This is a genomic window from Methylobacterium indicum (assembly GCF_017347565.1).
Classification (GTDB): Bacteria; Pseudomonadota; Alphaproteobacteria; order Rhizobiales; family Beijerinckiaceae; genus Methylobacterium; species Methylobacterium indicum.
Window position 1 is genome coordinate 5490365 of the sequence record NZ_AP024145.1, and the last position, 17777, is coordinate 5508141.

The 17777-nt window shown below is 72.0% G+C and carries 12 protein-coding genes and 1 other RNA gene; 4 read left to right on the plus strand and 9 right to left on the minus strand.

What is annotated here, in order from left to right:
* Positions 1-26 precede the first annotated feature (26 nt).
* The 8 genes from murD to rnpB all read right to left on the minus strand — a co-directional run bounded on the left by murD (position 27) and on the right by rnpB (position 10005).
* Complete coding sequence (murD, locus tag miv_RS25505) at positions 27-1415, minus strand: UDP-N-acetylmuramoyl-L-alanine--D-glutamate ligase (RefSeq protein ID WP_207179625.1); 1389 nt, start codon at positions 1413-1415, stop codon at positions 27-29.
* A 310-nt stretch (positions 1416-1725) separates the two neighbouring features.
* Entirely contained in the window at positions 1726-2811 is a 1086-nt protein-coding gene (gene mraY / locus miv_RS25510; protein ID WP_048428286.1) for a phospho-N-acetylmuramoyl-pentapeptide-transferase, read from the minus strand.
* 83 nt (positions 2812-2894) lie between these two features.
* Entirely contained in the window at positions 2895-4352 is a 1458-nt protein-coding gene (locus miv_RS25515; RefSeq protein ID WP_058619136.1) for a UDP-N-acetylmuramoylalanyl-D-glutamyl-2,6-diaminopimelate--D-alanyl-D-alanine ligase, read from the minus strand.
* A complete protein-coding gene (locus miv_RS25520) occupies positions 4349-5806 on the minus strand; it encodes a UDP-N-acetylmuramoyl-L-alanyl-D-glutamate--2,6-diaminopimelate ligase (protein ID WP_207179628.1) in 1458 nt (485 codons plus the stop codon). Before miv_RS25520 ends, miv_RS25515 begins: the two co-directional genes overlap by 4 nt.
* Entirely contained in the window at positions 5803-7533 is a 1731-nt protein-coding gene (locus miv_RS25525) for a peptidoglycan D,D-transpeptidase FtsI family protein (RefSeq protein WP_089504182.1), read from the minus strand. Before miv_RS25525 ends, miv_RS25520 begins: the two co-directional genes overlap by 4 nt.
* 128 nt (positions 7534-7661) lie before the next feature.
* Complete coding sequence (gene ftsL, locus miv_RS25530; protein ID WP_048428290.1) at positions 7662-8108, minus strand: cell division protein FtsL; 447 nt, start codon at positions 8106-8108, stop codon at positions 7662-7664.
* A complete protein-coding gene (gene rsmH / locus miv_RS25535; protein ID WP_207179630.1) occupies positions 8105-9121 on the minus strand; it encodes a 16S rRNA (cytosine(1402)-N(4))-methyltransferase RsmH in 1017 nt (338 codons plus the stop codon). Before rsmH ends, ftsL begins: the two co-directional genes overlap by 4 nt.
* Positions 9122-9573: 452 nt before the next feature.
* An RNA gene (rnpB, locus tag miv_RS25540) (RNase P RNA component class A) lies at positions 9574-10005 on the minus strand.
* A gap of 176 nt (positions 10006-10181) precedes the next feature.
* Here rnpB and miv_RS25545 point away from each other — a divergent pair.
* The gene (locus tag miv_RS25545; protein WP_158004045.1) at positions 10182-10352 is read left to right on the plus strand and encodes a hypothetical protein; all 171 of its coding nucleotides are present in this window, start codon (positions 10182-10184) and stop codon (positions 10350-10352) included.
* Positions 10353-10403: 51 nt separating this feature from the next.
* Here the strand turns inward: miv_RS25545 and gloA are convergent, their stop codons facing one another.
* On the minus strand, positions 10404-10844 hold the full coding sequence (gloA, locus tag miv_RS25550) for a lactoylglutathione lyase (RefSeq protein WP_048428292.1): 441 nt from the start codon (positions 10842-10844) through the stop codon (positions 10404-10406).
* A gap of 189 nt (positions 10845-11033) precedes the next feature.
* Here gloA and pepN point away from each other — a divergent pair, with 189 nt between their 5' ends.
* The 3 genes from pepN to proB all read left to right on the plus strand — a co-directional run bounded on the left by pepN (position 11034) and on the right by proB (position 17641).
* Positions 11034-13706 carry an aminopeptidase N gene (gene pepN, locus miv_RS25555; RefSeq protein ID WP_207179631.1) on the plus strand — a complete coding sequence of 891 codons (2673 nt, stop codon included), beginning with the start codon at positions 11034-11036 and terminating at the stop codon, positions 13704-13706.
* A gap of 199 nt (positions 13707-13905) precedes the next feature.
* Complete coding sequence (locus miv_RS25560; RefSeq protein ID WP_207179637.1) at positions 13906-16269, plus strand: PAS domain-containing sensor histidine kinase; 2364 nt, start codon at positions 13906-13908, stop codon at positions 16267-16269.
* 208 nt (positions 16270-16477) lie between these two features.
* Positions 16478-17641, plus strand: a complete 1164-nt coding sequence (gene proB, locus miv_RS25565; RefSeq protein ID WP_207179639.1) for a glutamate 5-kinase — start codon at positions 16478-16480, stop codon at positions 17639-17641.
* The last annotated feature ends 136 nt before the right edge of the window (positions 17642-17777 follow it).

A 17777-nucleotide genomic window follows, 5' to 3' on the forward strand; every position in this document is an offset into this window, starting at 1 on the left:
CGGGGCGATCCCGGCATCCGGGCCTCTCAGGCGCCGGGGGGGCGCAGGCCCGGCAGGGCCCGGACGAGATCGCGGAACTGGTCGCCGCGATCCTCGAAGCTGCGGAACTGGTCGTAGGAGGCGCAGGCCGGCGAGAGCAGCACCACCGGCTCGCCCGACGCGTCCGCCTCGGCCGCGGCGGCGGCCTCGACGACCGCGGCGGACAGCGTGCCGCAGCGGCTGAACGGCACGTGCCCGTCGAGGGTCGCGGCGAAGTCGTCGCTCGCCGCGCCGATCAGGTAGGCGTGGGCGATGCGGGGGAAGTACGGCGCGAGGCTCGCGATCCCGCCCTCCTTCGGCTTGCCGCCGAGGATCCAGTGGACGCGCTGGAAGGCCGAGAGCGCCTTCTCGGTCGAATCGGCATTGGTGGCCTTCGAGTCGTTGATGAACAGGACGGAGCCGCGGCGCCCGACCTCCTCCATCCGGTGCGGCAGGCCCGGAAAGCTCGCGAGGGCCGCCGCGAAGGCGTCCGGCGTCACGCCGAGCTCGCGCGCCACCACGTAGGCGATGGCGGCGTTCTGCCAGTTATGGGCGCCGCGCAGCGACCCGATGCCGGCGAGATCCGCCACCGGCTCCGCCGGCTCCCGGCGGCCGTCGATCACGATGCCGTTGCGGGCGAGGATGCCCGGCCCCTCCCCCGCCTCGCCGACATGGATGCGGGTGATCGGACCCTGCCGGCGTCCGGCGATCGCCCGGCAGTATTCGTCGTCGACCCCGACCACGGCATGCGCGGCGCCGGTCACCAGCCGCTCCTTGATGGCGGCGTAGCGCGTCATGTCGCCGTGGCGGTCGAGGTGGTCGGGCGTGAGGTTGAGGAGCACGCCGATGGTGGGGGCGAGCGAGGGCGTCAGGTCGATCTGGAACGAGGACAGCTCGATGACGTGGACCCGGTCGGGCGAGGGCGGCGCGAGCGACAGGATCGCCGTGCCGATATTGCCGCCCATCTGCACGTCGCGGCCCACGGCCGTGAGGACGTGGGCGATCAGCGCCGTGGTGGTCGACTTGCCGTTGGTGCCGGTGATGGCGACGAAGGGCGCGTCCGGGCTCGTCGCCGCGCGCTCGCGGCAGAAGAGTTCGATGTCGCCGATCACCGGCACGCCCGCCGCCTCGGCGAGGTCAACGGTCCAGTGCGGCACCGGGTGGGTCAGGGGCACGCCCGGCGCAAGCACCAGGGCGGCAAAGCCGCCCCACTCCGCCCGGCGCAGGTCGCCGGTCGCGATGCCCCGCTCGCGCGCCGCCTCCATCCGCGCCGGGTTGTCGTCGCAGGCGACGACATGGGCGCCGCCGGCCGTGAGGCTGAGCGCCGTGGCGAGGCCCGAGCCGCCGAGACCGAACAGGGCGACGGACTGGCCGGCGAAGGTGGTGGAGGGTGTCATGCGTGCGATCGGGCCTTCGCGCCGGGGCGGCGCCGGGCCGGGACCCGGCGCGTCTCTCAGGCGGTTAGTGGGACGGCGAGCGCGGCTTCGTCAAGCTGTGCGGTACGGGCGATCCCGGCGCTCTTCCTGTCCCGGACGACGGTCGCGTCAGCGGACGGAGATCCGGGACCCGGCGCAAGGACTCGCGAAGCGACCGCTGTCTGCACCGTTGCAACCTGCGGAGCCGCGTCGCGGCCCGTTCTCTGCCGGATCCCGGATCTCCTTTTCGCTTCGGTCGTCCGGGAAAGGGCGTGGCGGCGAGAAGCAATCCTTACCGCAGCTTCAGGGTCGCGAGGCCGAGCAGCGCCAGGACGACGGCGATGATCCAGAACCGGATCACGACCTGCGGCTCCTTCCAGCCCTTCTGCTCGAAGTGGTGGTGGATCGGCGCCATGCGGAAGACGCGCTTGCCGGTGAGCTTGAACGACGCGACCTGGATGATGACCGAGAGGATTTCCAGCACGAACAGGCCGCCGACGATGCCGAGCACGATCTCGTGCTTGGTCGCCACCGCGACGGTGCCGAGCAGGCCGCCGAGCGCCAGCGAGCCGGTATCGCCCATGAAGATCTGGGCCGGCGGCGCGTTGAACCACAGGAAGCCGAGGCCCGCCCCGATCAGCGCGCCGCAGATCACCGCGAGCTCGCCGGTGCCCGGGACGTAGTTCACCTGGAGGTAGGAGGCGTAGATCACGTTGCCGACGAGGTAGGCGATGATCCCGAAGGTGGCCGCCGCGATCATCACCGGCACGATGGCCAGCCCGTCGAGGCCGTCGGTGATGTTGACCGCGTTGCCCGCGCCCACGATCACGAAGCCCGCGAAGGCGACGTAGAACAGGCCGAGATTGATGATCGCGTCCTTGAAGACCGGGAAGGCGAGCCGGTAGGCGAGGCCCGGCGCCGAGTACTCGGCCACCGCCACGCAGGCCGCGATCGCGATCAGCGCCTCGAGGCCGAGGCGGAACTTGCCGGAAAAGCCCTTGTGGCTCTGCTTCGTGACCTTGAGGTAGTCGTCGTAGAAGCCGATCGCGCCGAAGCCCAGCGTCACCATCATGACGATCCAGACGTAGTGGTTGCGCGGGTTGGCCCAGAGCAGCACCGCCACCAGCGTGCCCGCCAGGATCATCAGCCCGCCCATGGTCGGCGTGCCGCGCTTCGTCAGCAGGTGCGATTGCGGGCCGTCCTCGCGGATCGGCTGGCCCTTGCCCTGGCGCAGGCGCAGGAGCGAGATGATCCAGGGCCCGAACCAGAACACGAAGAAGCCCGCCGTGAACAGCGCGCCGCCGGTCCGGAAGGTGATGTAGCGGAAGACATTGAGCGGCGAGAACACGCCGCTCAGGTCGGAGAGGAGGTAGAGCATCCCGGATTCATCCGATCGTGGGCGAGCGGCAGCCCCGGGTTCTGAGGCCCGCGCCGCCGCGTCAGAAGTCCTTCGAGGGTCGCTCAGCCGGACCGGCCGACGGCGAGATCCTGGTCGGCGCCGCCGTAGCGGGCTTTGAGCGCCTCGACAATCCGCCCCATGCGGGTGCTGTTCGAGCCCTTGACCACCACGGCGTCGCCGGGGCGCAGGAGGTCGAGCAGCGGATCGACGAGCTCGGCCGAGCTCGGCCGGGCGGCAGCGCGGCGGGAGGCCGGCAGCGCCTCGAACAGCTCCTGCATCAGGGGGCCGGCGGTGAGGACGAGGTCGATGCCGTGCTCCTCGATCGCCGCCGCCAGGTCGCGGTGCAGGGCGGGCGCATCGGTGCCGAGTTCCATCATGTCGCCCAGGACCGCGATGCGGCGGCCCGCGGTCTCGACCCCGGCGAGCGTGCTGAGGGCGGCCCGGATCGAGGCCGGATTGGCGTTGTAGCTCTCGTCGACGAGGAGCGCCTCGCCGTCGCCGATGCGCAGCATCGTGCGGGCGCCGCGGCCGGCCGGCGGGCGCAATTGCGCCAGCGAGAGGGCGGCGAGCGCCAGATCGGCGCCGAGCGCCTGCACGGCGGCGACGACCGCGAGCGAGTTCAGCGCCGTGTGCCGGCCCGGGGTGCCGAGCTGGTAGGTGACCGCCTGGCCCATCGCCCGCACGTCGACGATCGAGAGGTCGGGGCGCATCACGATGCGTTCGGCCCGCACGTCGGCCTCGCGATGCTCGCCGAAGCTCACGATGCGGCCGGCCCGGGAGGCGAGCGCATGCGCCTTCAGCCGCTCGAAATTCGGGTTGTCGCGGTTGATGATCGCGACGCCGCCGGGCTCCAGGCCGGAGAAGATCTCGCCCTTGGCGTCGGCGATGCCCGACAGCGAGCGGAAATGCTCGATATGGACCGGCTCGACGGTCGTGACGATCGCGATCTCGGGCCGCACCAGCCGGGTCAGGGGAGCGATCTCGCCGGCATGGTTCATGCCGACCTCGAACACCCCGAAGGCGCTCGATGCCGGCATCCGGCTCAAGGTGAGGGGAACGCCCCAGTGGTTGTTGTAAGAGGCGACCGAGGCGTGGGTGGCGCCTTGCGCGGCGAGCACGTGGCGCAGGGCCTCCTTGGTGCCGGTCTTGCCGACCGAGCCGGTGACGGCGAGCACCCGTGCGCCCGTCCGGGCACGCGCCGCGACCGCCAGGCCCTGCATGGCGGCGAGCACGCCGTCCTCGCCCCGGGACGGCACGGCGATCACCGGGCCGGCATCCGTGAGATCGCCAACCCGCTCCTCGGCCACCACGGCGGCGCCGGCGCCGCGGGCGAGCGCGTCGTGCACGAAGTCGTGGCCGTCGCGGGCCTCGCCCCGGATGGCGAAGAACAGGTCCCCGACCTTCAGGGTCCGGGTGTCGATCGAGATTCCGGACAGGTCCCGCGGCGCGGAGGCGTCCGCGACGACCCGGCCGCCCATGGCGGCGGCGGCGTCGTCCAGGGTCCAGAGAGGCTCGGTCATGCGCGGGTCTCCTCGATCGCGCTCAGGACCGCGTCGCGGTCGGAGAAGGGCAATCTGCGGTCGCCGATGATCTGGCCGGTTTCATGACCTTTGCCGGCTACCAGCAGCACGTCGCCGGCACGAAGGTCGCGTACCGCCGACCGGATGGCCTCGGCCCGGTCGCCGATCTCCTCGGCGCCCGGCGCCGCCGCCAGGATCGCGGCGCGGATCGTCGCGGGGTCCTCGCTGCGGGGATTGTCGTCGGTGACGATGACCCGATCGGCCTTCTCGGCGGCGATCCGGCCCATCAGCGGGCGCTTCGCGCGGTCGCGGTCGCCGCCGCAGCCGACGATGCAGACGAGGCGCCCGGTGGTGAAGGCGCGCAAGGCGTCGAGGACGTTGGCGAGCGCGTCGGGCTTGTGGGCGTAATCGACGATGCAGAGCGCGTCGCGCACGGTGGCGACCCGCTCCAGCCGCCCGGACACCCCGGCGAGGTGGCCGAGAGCCGCGACGACCTCGGACTCGCGCCCGACGCCGGCCGGAGTCGCGAGCACGAGGCCGGCGGCGAGAAGCGCGTTCTCGACCTGGAACGTCCCGACGAGGGGCAGATCGACCGTGTGGGTGGTCCCGGAGACCGCGATCTCGAGGCGCTGGGCGAAATCCTCCTGGCGGGCGGAGACGAGGCGGACCCCCTCCCCGGCCCGGCCGGTGGTGACGAGGCGCAGGCCGCGGTCGCGAACCGCCGCGATCACCGCCTGGCTCTGCGGCCCGTCGGCGTTGACGACCGCCGTGCCGTCCTGCGGCAGCAGGGTCGTGAACAGCCGGAGCTTGGCCTGCAGGTAGGCCTCCGGCGTACCGTGATAGTCGAGGTGGTCGTGGCCCAGATTGGTGAAGCCGGCGGCCGTCAGGCGCACCCCGTCGAGGCGGCTCTGCTCGATGCCGTGCGAGGAGGCCTCCATCGCCAGTTCCGTCACGCCGTCGCGGGCGAGCCGATCGAGGGTCCCGTGCAGCGTGATCGGGTCGGGCGTCGTCAGCGAGCCGTAGGCGGCGCCCGAAGTGGTGATCACCCCGAGCGTGCCGAGGCTCGCCGCCTGCCGGCCGAGGCGGCCGTAGATCTGGCGCACGAAATCCGCGACCGAGCTCTTGCCGCTGGTTCCGGTGACGGCGACGACCGTGCCGGGCTGGCCCGGATGCAGCCGGGTGGCGGCGGCGGCGAGCGCGACCCGGGCATCGGGGACCGAGAGATAGGCGACCGAATCGGGCAGGTCGGCCGGGCGCTCGCCCTGCGCGACCATCGCGACCGCACCCGCCGCCGCGGCTTTCGCCGCGAAGAGGCGGCCGTCCGCGGCGTTGCCGGGCACCGCCAGGAAGACGAAGCCGGGCTCGACCTTGCGGCTGTCGGCGGTCAGGCCGGTGACGGGAAGACCGGCATCCGCACCGGCCTCCGCGAACAGGTCGCCGAGGGTGGGGCTCATTTTCCGTCCAGCATGTTGACGTGATAGGCGCCGAGCTTGACCATCAGCGGGAACGGCTTGACCGGCGGCTCGAATTGCGGCGGCAGTCCGAGGATCGGAGCGACCCGGGCGATCACCCGGCCGGTCACGACGCCCGAATTGTAGGCGGCAGTGGCGTAGGGGCCGGATTCCGCCGCCACCGGCTGCGGCTCGTCCATGATGGTCACGAACAGGTATTTCGGCTTGTCCATCGGCGCGACCGCCATGAACGTCGTGAACAGCCGGTTCTTGACGTAGCGGCCGCGGATCACCTTCTCGGCGGTGCCGGTCTTGCCGCCGACGTAGTAGTACGGAATCGCCGCCTTCTTGGCCGAGCCCTCGGTGGCGTTGAGGCGCATGATGTAGCGCATCGCCTCGCTGGTCTGGGCCGAGAGCACCTGCGTCGCCTTCTCGCGCGCTTCCGATTCGGTGCGCTTGAGGAAGGTCGGCGTCATCAGGAAGCCGCCATTGGCGATCGCCGCCACCGCGGCCGAGGCCTGGAGCGGCGCCACCGCGAGACCGTGGCCGAACGCGATCGTGATGGTGTTGATCTCGGTCCAGCGCGGCGGGATGATCGGCTCGGCGCTCTCCGGCAATTCGGTCCGCATCCGGTCGAGCAGGCCCATCTTCTTCAGGAAGGCCTTGTGGCCGGGCACGCCGATGCCGAGCGCCATCTTGGCCGAGCCGATGTTCGACGAGTGCGTGAACACCTCCGGCATCGTGATGACCCGGTTGGTGCCGTGATACTCGTGGATCTTCTGCCGGCCCCAGTGCAGCACGCCGCCGCGGGTGTCGAAGGTCGAGTTGACGGTGAACTTGCCCGAATCGAGCGCCATGGCGAGCGTCATCGCCTTGAAGGTCGAGCCCATCTCGTAGACGCCGACATTCATCCGGTTGATCCGGTCGGGGTCGAGCGCGTCCTTCGGCTCGTTCGGATCGAAATCGGGGAGCGAGGCGAGCGCGATCACCTCGCCGGTGGTCACGTCGAGGATCGCGCCGGCCGCCGCCTTGGCGCGGTAATGCTCCATGCCCCAGGCCAGCTCGTCGCGCACCGCGTGCTGGGCGCGCAGGTCGATCGAGAGCTGGACCGGCGCCATGTCGGCCGATTTCTCGACGAAGCCGAGGCTGGTGAGGTCGCGCAGACCCTGGCGGTCGATGTACTTCTCCATGCCGGCGATGCCGACATTGTCGAGGTTGGTCACGCCGAGGATGTGGGCGGCCGCGGTGCCGTTCGGGTAGACCCGCTTGTGGTCGGGCAGGAAGCCGACGCCCGGGATGCCGAGGCGGTGGACCTCGACCTGCTGGCGCGGGGTGATCTCGCGCTTGACCCAGACGAAGCCCTTCTTCGAGGAGAGCTTCTCGCGCAGGTCGCGGGCGTTGATCTCCGGCAGCACGGCGGTGAGCAGCTCGACCGCCTCGTCCTTGTCGTAGATGTTCTTCGGCTCGGCGAAGACCGAGACGGTGCGGATGTCCGTGGCCAGGATCTCGCCGTTGCGGTCGATGATGTCGGGCCGGATCTGAGTCGTGCCGCCGGCCTCGGCGCGGCGGGCCGAGGCGGTGACCGGATCGTCGGGAAACAGCGCGAAGCTGGCGAGCCGGCCCATCAGGGTGAGGAACACCGCGCCGAAGACGAGGCTGACGAGGCCGACGCGGGCGGAACTGCGCTCCACCGACAGGCGGAACATCGCCGTCACGCCGCCGCGCAGCATGGAGGCGAGGCTGCGCCGGGGCGCGGGCGGGGGGGCGTCGTCCACGGGCTGCGCGGTGCCGGCCTCGGGCGCGGCGTCCGTCTCGAGGGGAGCGTGAGCCTGGAAGTCCGGATCCTGGGTCACGGCGCCTACCTCTTGGCGGTCGGGGTGCGGGTGGAGGTGGAGCCGGTGGTGCGGGGCTCCTCGGGCCGGGCCGCGGTGGCCCCGGTGGTCGAGGGCGCGCGTTCCTTGGCGGCCGGGGTCGCGGTGGCGCCGAGGCCGAGCGCCTCGAGCTTGCGGGCGATCTCGTCGCCGCGATCGACCTTGGCGGGCAGGTCGGCGAGCCGCGCGAGATGGCCGGTGCCGATCGGCTCCAGCGTCAGGTACTTGTCGACGGCGCCCTGGAGCCGGTCGGGCCGGGTCAGGAGCTGCCACTCGGCGCGCAGGACCGCGATCGCGTCGCGCTCCTTGCGCAGGCGCGTCTTCAGCTTGGCGACCTGCTCGGCCTGGTAGAGCGTGTCGTACTTGATCGAGTAGGCGTAGATGGCCGAGGCGATGAGCCCGGCGATCGCCGCCAGGTGCAGGAGGCGGATCACCGGCGCCCTCCCCGGGTCTGGGGCTCGGGCAGGGAGGCCAGGGCCTCCAGAGCGCTCAAGGGCGGCGGCGGTGCTGCGTCGGTGCGCTCGCCGGCCCGGAGCTTGGCCGAGCGGGCGCGGGGATTGGCCCGGCACTCGGCCTCGCCCGCGGCGACCGGCCCCTTGGTGGCGAGGGTGAAGCTGCGGGGTGCCGGCTGCGCCGCCATCGGCTGGTGGCGCGAGGCCGCCACCGCGCGGCCGCTGCGGGCCGAGAAGAATTGCTTGGCGATGCGGTCCTCCAGCGAGTGGAAGGTCACCACCGCGAGGCGCCCGCCGGGGCGCAGGGTGCGCTCCGCGGCATGGAGCGCCCGCTGTAGCTCGCCGAGCTCGTCGTTGACCGCGATGCGCAGGGCCTGGAACGTCCGCGTCGCCGGGTGGATGCCGCTGCCGGGCTCCGCCCGCACGACCCCGGCGACGATCTCGGCCAAGGCGGCCGTGGTCTCGATGCGGCCGCGCCGGCGCGCCTCGATCAGGGCGCGGGCGACCGCCCGGGCCCGGCGCTCCTCGCCGTAATGGTAGATCACGTCGGCGAGCGCGGCTTCCGAGGCCTCGTTGACGAGATCCGCCGCGCTCTCCCCGGCCCGCTCCATGCGCATGTCGAGGGGACCGTCGAACCGGAACGAGAAGCCCCGCTCGGCCTGGTCGAGCTGCATCGACGACACGCCGATATCGAGGACGACACCGTCGGCGTCCGCGAAACCGTGGTCCCGCGCGAGCGCGTCGAGGTCGCCGAAGCGGCCCTGGACCAGCACGAGGCGACCGGCCTCCCGTTCCACCAGGGCCTGGCCGGCGGCGATCGCGGTCGGGTCGCGGTCGATGGCCAGCACCTGGTTGCCCGGATGGGCCGCCAGGATGGCCCTGGTGTAGCCGCCGGCCCCGAAGGTGCCGTCGATCACCCGGGCCGGCGCTTCGCCGAGGCGAAGCGCGCCCAGGACCTCATCGAGCAGAACAGGAATGTGGGGCGCGTCGGTCACGGCCGGCCTCCCGAGACGACGACACACCGCGCGCGGCGAGCGCGCTCTGACGCGTGACGATCCATGGTGCTCCGCTGTCCGCACGAGCCGGGCCGAGGCCGGCCGGGTCCGGCGCCAGGGCGCCGCTCTGTCCACGCCCGACATCGCCGCGCGACCATCGGGCCCGCTTCGGCGGGGCATGGTCGCCGGTGCGGGAATCGCCGGGAACGGGGTGGCTCGGGGTATCATGGGCCTCTGGGGTCGTCAACGCGAGGGCACACGCGACGGGCAGCACCCGTCCATGTGCCATCAGAGACCAGCAAGGTTAACGAAGGCTTGTGACGCCGGCGGGCGCCGACGGAAAGTCGAGGCGTCGTCGCCTGTTCGGGAGGCCGACCGGGCTCTACCTCGGCAATGCGTCCCGGGCGGCGGCGGCTGAGCGCCGGCCCGGAGGCATCACTGTCGAGAAATTGGGTATCAGCCGGCCTGTAAGCCGGGTTCTGTATGGCCCGGGGCATCCGCGAGGATCCCCCTGACGTGGCGGCCATTCCTCTGGGACGACCGTTACCGGCCGCCTCGAGCAACCAACCCGGGCGACGGGCCTGAAGAAGCCCTGCGCGACGAGCGCGCGTGCCGCCCCTATTCGGTTTTGCTCCCGGTGGGGTTTGCCGTGCCGTCCGCGTTGCCGCGTCCGCGGTGCGCTCTTACCGCACCCTTTCACCCTGGCCGCAGCGAATCCCGAAGGACCCGCGGTGCGGTGGTCTGCTCTCTGTGGCACTGTCCCTGGGGTCGCCCCCGCCGGACGTTATCCGGCACCGTCTCTTCATGGAGCCCGGACTTTCCTCCCCGGTCCCGCGCACGGGCGAACCCGCTGACAGAACCGGAGCGGCCGCCCGGCCGGCTGACGGCGCCGATGTGCGACGCGGGCGCGCCGGCGTCAAGGCACAGGCGACGCGCGCGTGCCCGCGTCGGGGCGGCCGTGCCCCTCGCGGCTCCTCGCGCGGGTTGCCGCGCTCGGGATACTCCCTACCTGCCCGTATCAAGGCCGCCGCACGCGGCCGCCGCCACGGAGGCAACCCTGATGAGCGAGAACATCGAGGCGGGCTGGACGCTCGACACCGTGCAGCAGCTCCGGACCATGGCGCGGGAGGGCATCCCGGCGTCCGTCATGAGCCTGAAGCTCAAGCGATCGGTCACGGCGATCCACGCCAAGCTCGCCGAGCTCGGCATCACGCCGACCGCCGAGGCCTGAGCCCGGGACCTGCGAGCGGGCGAGCCGCGAAGGCGGCCCGCCCGCCCTATCTCACCAGCTGCCGGTGTTCTGCATCGAGGCCCAGGGCTCCTGCGGCGGCTTCGCGCCGCCCTTCTGCAGGATCTCGATCGAGATCCCGTCCGGCGAGCGCACGAACGCCATGTGGCCGTCCCGCGGCGGGCGGTTGATGGTCACGCCGGCATCCTGGAGCTTCTGGCAGGTCGCGTAGATGTCGTCGACCTGGTAGGCCAGGTGACCGAAGTTGCGCCCGCCGGTATACTCCTCCGGGTCCCAGTTGTAGGTCAGTTCCAGCAGCGGGGACTTCGTGTCCTTCGCCCGCGCGGCATCGCCCGGGGCGGCCAGGAACACCAGGGTGAAGCGGCCCTTCTCGCTCTCGGTGCGGCGCACCTCCTGCAGGCCGAACTTGTTGCAGTAGAAGTCCAGCGCCCGGTCGAGATCGGCGACGCGGACCATCGTGTGCAGGTATTCCATGGGGCTCTCTCGTCCTCGTGGCCGGATGCGCGGGGGCCGTCCGGTTTCGGCGTCGTAGCTAGGGCACGGGTGCCCCCGCGGGGAGCCCCGCGCATCCCGCGTTGCGCTGGGGCCGGCGGCGGTGCAAAGCCTGATTCCTCAGATCCCGTCCGAACCCCGCGCCGTTCGCGAGCGCCCGCGAGACCCGCCATGCAGACGATCGTCCGCCTCGCCGACTACCGCCCCAGCGACTACCTGATCGACCGGGTCGACCTCGACGTGCGCCTGCATCCGACCGAGACCCGGATCACCGCGACGCTGGCGCTGCGGCCGAACCCCGCCGGCGAGCCGGGCGCGCCGCTCGTCCTCGACGGCGACGAGCTGGCCCTGCTTGCCATCGCACTGGACGGCCAGCCGACCGGGCCCGGCGCGGTCGCGGTGACGCCCCGGGCGCTCACCCTGCACCAGCCGCCGCAGCGTCCCTTCGTCCTCGAGATCGAGACGCAGGTGAACCCGAGCACCAACACCAAGCTGATGGGGCTCTACCGCTCGAACGGCGTCTACTGCACCCAGTGCGAGGCCGACGGCTTCCGGCGCATCATCTACTTCCTCGACCGGCCGGACGTGATGGCGGTCTTCACCACCCGGATCGAGGGCAGCCGGGAGGCGGCGCCGGTGCTCCTCGGCAACGGCAACCCGGTCGAGCAGGGCGAGGCGGGCCCGGGCCGCCACTACGCGATCTGGCACGACCCCCACCCGAAGCCCGCCTACCTGTTCGCCCTCGTCGGCGGCCGGCTCGGCCGCGTCGGCTCGCGCTTCACCACCATGGAGGGCCGCGACGTCGAGATCGCGGTCTATGTCGAGCCCGGCAAGGAGGGCCGCGCCGACTTCGCCCTCGACGCGGTGGCCCGCTCGATGGCCTGGGACGAGCGCACCTTCGGCCGCGCCTACGACCTCGACGTCTTCAACGTCGTCGCGGTCTCCGACTTCAACATGGGGGCGATGGAGAACAAGGGCCTCAACATCTTCAACGACAAGTACGTGCTGGCGAGCCCCGAGACCGCGACCGACGCGGACTACGCCAACATCGAGGCGATCATCGCCCACGAGTACTTCCACAACTGGTCCGGCAACCGGGTGACCTGTCGCGACTGGTTCCAGCTCTGCCTCAAGGAAGGTCTGACGGTCTTCCGCGATCAGGAATTCTCGTCCGACGAGCGCTCGCGCCCGGTCCATCGCATCGCCGAGGTGCGGACGCTCCGCGCCCGCCAGTTTCCGGAGGATGCCGGGCCCCTCGCCCATCCGGTGCGGCCGCAGGCCTATCGCGAGATCAACAACTTCTACACCGCGACGGTCTACGAGAAGGGCGCCGAGATCGTCCGGATGCTGCGCACGCTCCTCGGGCCCGAGACCTTCCGGGCCGGCATGGACCGCTACTTTACGGTCTGCGACGGCACCGCCGCCACGGTGGAGGACTTCCTCGCGGCCTTCGCGGCCGAGAGCGGGCGGGATCTCTCCGCCTTTTCCCGCTGGTACGCCCAGGCCGGCACCCCGACCGTCGCGGTGTCGAGCACCTACGACGCGGCGGCGCGGACCTACACCCTGACCTTCCGCCAGAGCCTGCCGGTCGTCGCCACCGAGGCCGCCGCCCCGGCCGCGCCGCAGCCGCTGGTGATCCCGGTCGTCCTCGGGCTCGTCGCCCCGGGCGGGGGACCGGTCGAGGCGGCGAGCGAGCGGGTGCGCGACGGGGTGTTCGTGCTCGACCGGGCCGAGGACAGCCTGGTCTTCGGCGGGCTGGATGCGGCCCCGGTGCCGTCGCTGTTTCGCGGCTTCTCGGCGCCCGTGAAGGTCGAGCACGCGCTGACCCGCGACGAGCGCCTGACCCTGCTCGCCCATGACGGGGATGCCTTCAACCGCTGGCAGGCGGCCCAGAGCCTCGCCATGGAGGTGCTGGTCGGGCGGGCCCGCGCGGATGCCCCCCTGGCTGGCGAGGCCGGGCCGGACGGCGCGAGCCTCACCGCTGCGCTGGCGACCTTCCTCGACGGCGAGGCCGCGGCTGGCGGGACTCTTGCCGATCCCGCCTTCGCGGCCCTGGTCCTGACCCTGCCGGGCGAGCAGGAGATCGCCCAGGCGATCGGCGCCGAGATCGACCCGGACGCGATCTGGCGCGCCCGCCAGACCCTGCGGGTGCAGCTCGGCCGCGACCTCGGCCCCCGGCTCCTCGCCTTGCGCGAGGCCCTGGCCGAGCCGGAGGGCGCGCCCTTCAGCCCCGATGCCGCCAGCGCCGGACGCCGGTCCCTGCGCAACGCCGCCCTCGACCTCGTGACGGCGGCCGACCCTGAGGCCGGAACCGCGCTGGCCGTGGCGCAGCTCGCGGGGGCGGCGACCATGACCGACCGCCTCGCGGCGCTGGCCACCTTGAGCCTCGTGCCGGGGGAGGCCCGGGAGACTGCGCTCGCCCGTTTCGGCGAGGCCTATCGCGGCGAGCCCCTGGTGCTCGACAAGTGGTTCGCCCTCCAGGCGATGATCCCGGAGGCCGGCACCCTGGAGCGGGTCCGCGGCCTGATGCACCACGCCGCCTTCTCGCTCGGCAACCCGAACCGGGTCCGCTCCCTGATCGCGAGCTTCAGCCTGAACAATCCGAGCCAGTTCCACCGGCCCGACGGCGCCGGCTACGACCTGACCGCGGAGGTCGTGCTGGCCCTCGACGGAAAAAACCCGCAAGTCGCGGCGCGGCTGCTAACCGCCTTCAATACTTGGCGTATGGTCGAGGGCGGCCGCCGCCGGCACGCCGAGGCGGCGTTGCGCCGGGTCGCGGAGGCACCGGGCCTCTCCCCCGACGTCAGCGACATCGCCGGACGGTCGCTCGCTCCGGCGAGATAATGCACAAACCTCTGTTACGACAGGTAGAATCGCGCATCCCGTCCGTCCGGTGGGGGTCGGGCTCAGTGGTTAACACTTCATTTCCACGACGCGAGACGCTGGACAAAATGCTTGTGGAAATGCCAGATTGAGCCTCGATTCGGGGGCCTGCTGGAAACCTCCGCGGCATCTGTCTTTCTGTTCCGTTGGGGGTTTGGGTATGCTGGAGGCGGATCCCGCCCCCTTCTCGGAGCGTGCCGCGACGATCCTCGGGATCAGCCGGTCTTCGAAGACGGCGCACCAGCGGCTCGCCCATGCCGAATCCTGGCTCCGCTTCGCCGTTCCGGCGATGCTGGCGGCCTTCCTGATCTGCCTCGCCACCGTCACCGCCCTGCAGCTCACCGGTCACCGCGAGGAGGTGGTGGGCGATGCGCGGCGCGAGATCGACCTCGTGGCCCGCCTGCTGGCCGGGACGCTGCCGACCGCGCTGGCCCGGCCCGCGCCGATGCCCGGGCTTGCGGAAGCCGTGACGCCGGCCGTCCTGCGCGAGCGGCTGGTGCGTCTCCTGCCCGTCGGCAGCCTGCCACCCGGCCGGACCGTGCTGCTGATCGGCGCCGATGACGCGATCCTGGCCGCCATGCCGGAGCGCCCGGGCCTGCCCCGCGGCTTCGCCGAACTCGTCGGCGAGGTTCAGGTCCTCGGCATCATGGGCGAGCGCGCCGGCGTGCTCCCGGTGGTGCTCGGCAACGGCGAGCGGGCGCTCGCCACCGTGCGGACGGTGACGGGGGGCAGCGGGGTCGCGCAGGTCGCGGTGGTCCAGACCCTCGATTCGGTGACGGCGATCTGGAGCACCCGGGCGCGGACCGCGGCGGTGCTGGTCGGCGCGGTGGCCCTGGTGGTGGTCTGCACCGGCCTCGCCTACGCGCTCCAGGCCGACCGGGCCCGGGCCGTCGACCGGGTCTGCGAGCAGGTGCGCCAGCGTCTCGACACGGCGCTCGGCCGCGGGCGCTGCGGCCTGTGGGACTGGGACATCCCGCGCGGCCGGATCTACTGGTCGGATTCGATGTACCAGCTCCTCGGTTACGTCCGGGAGCAGGAATTCCTCTCCTTCGGCGACGTCAACGCCCTGGTCCACCCGGACGACACCGACCTCTACGGCCTCGCGCGCCAGCTGGCGGCCCGCGACACCACCGTCGACCACGAGTTCCGCATCCGCGCCGCCGGCGGCGACTGGGTCTGGCTCAAGGCCCGGGCCGAGATCGTCCAGGATCTGGAGGATAACGGCCGCCACCTCGTCGGCATCGTCATCGACATCTCGGAGCAGCGCCGGCTGGCCGAATCGACCGCCACCGCCGACATGCGCCTGCGCGACGCCGTCGAAGCGGTGTCGGAGGCCTTCGTGCTCTGGGACGCGCAGAACCGCCTGGTCCTGTGCAACTCGAAGTTCCGGCGCCTGCATGCCCTCACCGCCGACGAGGCGCAGCCCGGGCGCCGCTACGACGCCATCATGGGGCGCGCCGCCCTGCCGACCGTGCGGCGCGAGATTCCCGCCGGCGAGTTCCCGGAGGCCGGCGCCCGCACCTTCGAGGCCGAGCTCGCGGACGGCCGCTGGCTGCAGATCAGCGAGCGCCGCACCAAGGATGGCGGCTACGTCTCGGTCGGCACCGACATCACGGCGCTGAAACGGCACCAGGAGCGCCTCGTGGAATCCGAGCGCCAGCTCATCGCCACCATCGCCGACCTCAAGCGCTCGCGCCGCACCCTCGAGATCCAGACCCAGCAGCTCGCCGACCTCGCCGAGCGCTACCTCGACCAGAAGGCCCAGGCCGAGAGCGCCAACCGCTCCAAGTCCGAGTTCCTGGCCAATATGAGCCACGAGCTGCGCACCCCGCTGAACGCCATCCTGGGCTTCGCCGAGGTGATGGAGGGCGAGGTCTTCGGGGCGCTCGGCTCCGAGAAGTACCGCGAATATTGCCGCGACATCCGGTCGAGCGGGCATTACCTGCTCTCGGTCATCGACGACATCCTCGACATGTCGCGGATCGACGCCCGCCGGGTGAAGCTCGTCAAGCAGCCGGTGGCGGTGGGCGAGGCGCTGGAGCGCGCCCTCAAGCTGATCGCCGAGCCGGCCCGCGCCAAGGGTCTCACGGTCAGCGTCGAGATGAGTGCCGACACCCTGGTGATGGCCGACGAGCGCGCCCTGCACCAGATCCTGGTCAACCTGCTGCAGAACGCCGTGAAGTTCACGCCCGAGGCCGGCCGGGTCGCGGTGCGCACGCGCCGCGCGATCGACGCGGTCCACATCTTCGTCGAGGATAGCGGCATCGGCATCCCGAAGGCGGCCCTGCCGAAGCTCGGCTACCCCTTCGAGCAGGTCGAGACGAACTTCGCCCGCAGCTACAAGGGCTCCGGCCTCGGCCTCGCCATCGCCCGCTCGCTCGCCGAGCTGCATGGCGGCGGCCTGCGCATCCGCTCCGAGGAAGGCGTCGGCACGATCGTCCTGGTGCGCCTGCCCCGCCCCGGCCTCAACGAGGCCGCCGCCGCGCAGGACGCCGCCCAGGAAGCCGCCGACCTCGAGGCGTGAGGGACCGGCGACCGTTTCGATCGCAGCGTCCATCACGGCTCGCGACGGGTTTATCCGGGCTGGCCGAATTCTCGGCCATCCGGGCAGTTGAACCGGGGCGGCGGCAGGCTTACGCGGTCGCACGGGCCCGGGATCTGCCGCTCCTCGTCGAGGGGAACGACGACGTCCACACGGACCTCATTCCCGCCGCACCCTGACGTTCGGTTCCATGCTCACGCCCTCCGCGCCCGGTCCCCGGGACACCCCTCCCTTCACGCCCACCCTCGACCAGTTCCGCCGCGTCGTCCTGAAGGTCGGATCGGCGCTCCTCGTCGACCGGGCGCGGGGGCGGCTGCGCCACGCCTGGCTCGCGGCCCTCGCCGAGGACATCGCCGACCTGCACGGGCGCGGCGTCGACGTGCTGGTGGTGTCCTCGGGCTCGATCGCCCTCGGCCGCACGGTGCTGGGCTTCGGCCCCGGTCCCCTGCGGCTGGAGGAGAGCCAGGCCGCCGCCGCCGTGGGCCAGATCGCGCTGGCCCGCCACTGGTCGGAGGCGCTCGCCCATCACGGCATCGTCGCCGGCCAGATCCTGGTGACGCCGCAGGACACGGAATCGCGCCGGCGCTATCTCAACGCGCGAGCCACCACCCTGAAGCTCCTCGAGGAACGTGCGGTCCCGGTCGTCAACGAGAACGACACGGTCGCGACCTCGGAGATCCGCTACGGCGACAACGACCGCCTCGCCGCCCGGGTCGCCACGATGATCGGCGCCGACCTCCTGGTGCTGTTCTCCGACATCGACGGGCTCTATACCGCCCCGCCCGCGAGCGATCCGACGGCCCGCCACCTTCCCGTCATCGCCCGGATCACCCCGGAGATCGACGCCATGGCCGGCGGTCCGGCTTCGGAACTCTCGCGCGGCGGCATGCGCACCAAGGTCGAGGCGGCCAAGATCGCGATCCAGGGCGGCACCCAGATGATGATCGCCGACGGGCGGGGCAAGAATCCCCTCAAGGCGGTGGCGGGCGGCGCCCGCTGCTCGTGGTTCCTCGCCGGCTCGACGCCGGGCGCGGCGCGCAAGACCTGGATCGGCGGCTCGCTCGAACCCCGTGGCACCCTGACGATCGATGCCGGCGCGGCCCGTGCGCTGCAGGGCGGGGCGAGCCTGCTTCCTGTCGGAGTCACCCGTGTCGAGGGCAGCTTCAGCCGCGGTGACGCGGTGACGATCCGCTCGGGCGACGGCCTCGTTCTCGCCCGCGGCCTCGTCGCCTACGACAGCGACGACGCCGCCCGCATCCTCGGCCGGTCGAGCCGGGAGATCGAGGCGGTGCTGGGCTATCCCGGCCGGGCCGCGATGGTGCACCGGGACGATCTGGCGCTGGTGGGGGATTGAGAAACTGTCCGGGCTCGCGTGCTGATCGAACCGTTCTCGCGTCGACGCCCCCCGTCTCGAAGAGGGCGGCTGAGGCCGAGGGACGGATATCGGGCCCGGTCGTGCAAAGGCCGCGGTTCGTCGCCGGTTCGTGCGA

What these genes read in the sequence shown, in the direction of transcription:
- murD (WP_207179625.1), bottom strand. Translation starts at nt 1,415, where the DNA reads ATGACACCCTCCACCACCTTCGCCGGCCAGTCCGTCGCCCTGTTCGGT.
- mraY (WP_048428286.1), bottom strand. Translation starts at nt 2,811, where the DNA reads ATGCTCTACCTCCTCTCCGACCTGAGCGGCGTGTTCTCGCCGCTCAAT.
- miv_RS25515 (WP_058619136.1), bottom strand. Translation starts at nt 4,352, where the DNA reads ATGACCGAGCCTCTCTGGACCCTGGACGACGCCGCCGCCGCCATGGGC.
- miv_RS25520 (WP_207179628.1), bottom strand. Translation starts at nt 5,806, where the DNA reads ATGAGCCCCACCCTCGGCGACCTGTTCGCGGAGGCCGGTGCGGATGCC.
- miv_RS25525 (WP_089504182.1), bottom strand. Translation starts at nt 7,533, where the DNA reads ATGCTGCGCGGCGGCGTGACGGCGATGTTCCGCCTGTCGGTGGAGCGC.
- miv_RS25545 (WP_158004045.1), top strand. Translation starts at nt 10,182, where the DNA reads ATGAGCGAGAACATCGAGGCGGGCTGGACGCTCGACACCGTGCAGCAG.
- gloA (WP_048428292.1), bottom strand. Translation starts at nt 10,844, where the DNA reads ATGGAATACCTGCACACGATGGTCCGCGTCGCCGATCTCGACCGGGCG.
- pepN (WP_207179631.1), top strand. Translation starts at nt 11,034, where the DNA reads ATGCAGACGATCGTCCGCCTCGCCGACTACCGCCCCAGCGACTACCTG.
- miv_RS25560 (WP_207179637.1), top strand. Translation starts at nt 13,906, where the DNA reads ATGCTGGAGGCGGATCCCGCCCCCTTCTCGGAGCGTGCCGCGACGATC.
- proB (WP_207179639.1), top strand. Translation starts at nt 16,478, where the DNA reads ATGCTCACGCCCTCCGCGCCCGGTCCCCGGGACACCCCTCCCTTCACG.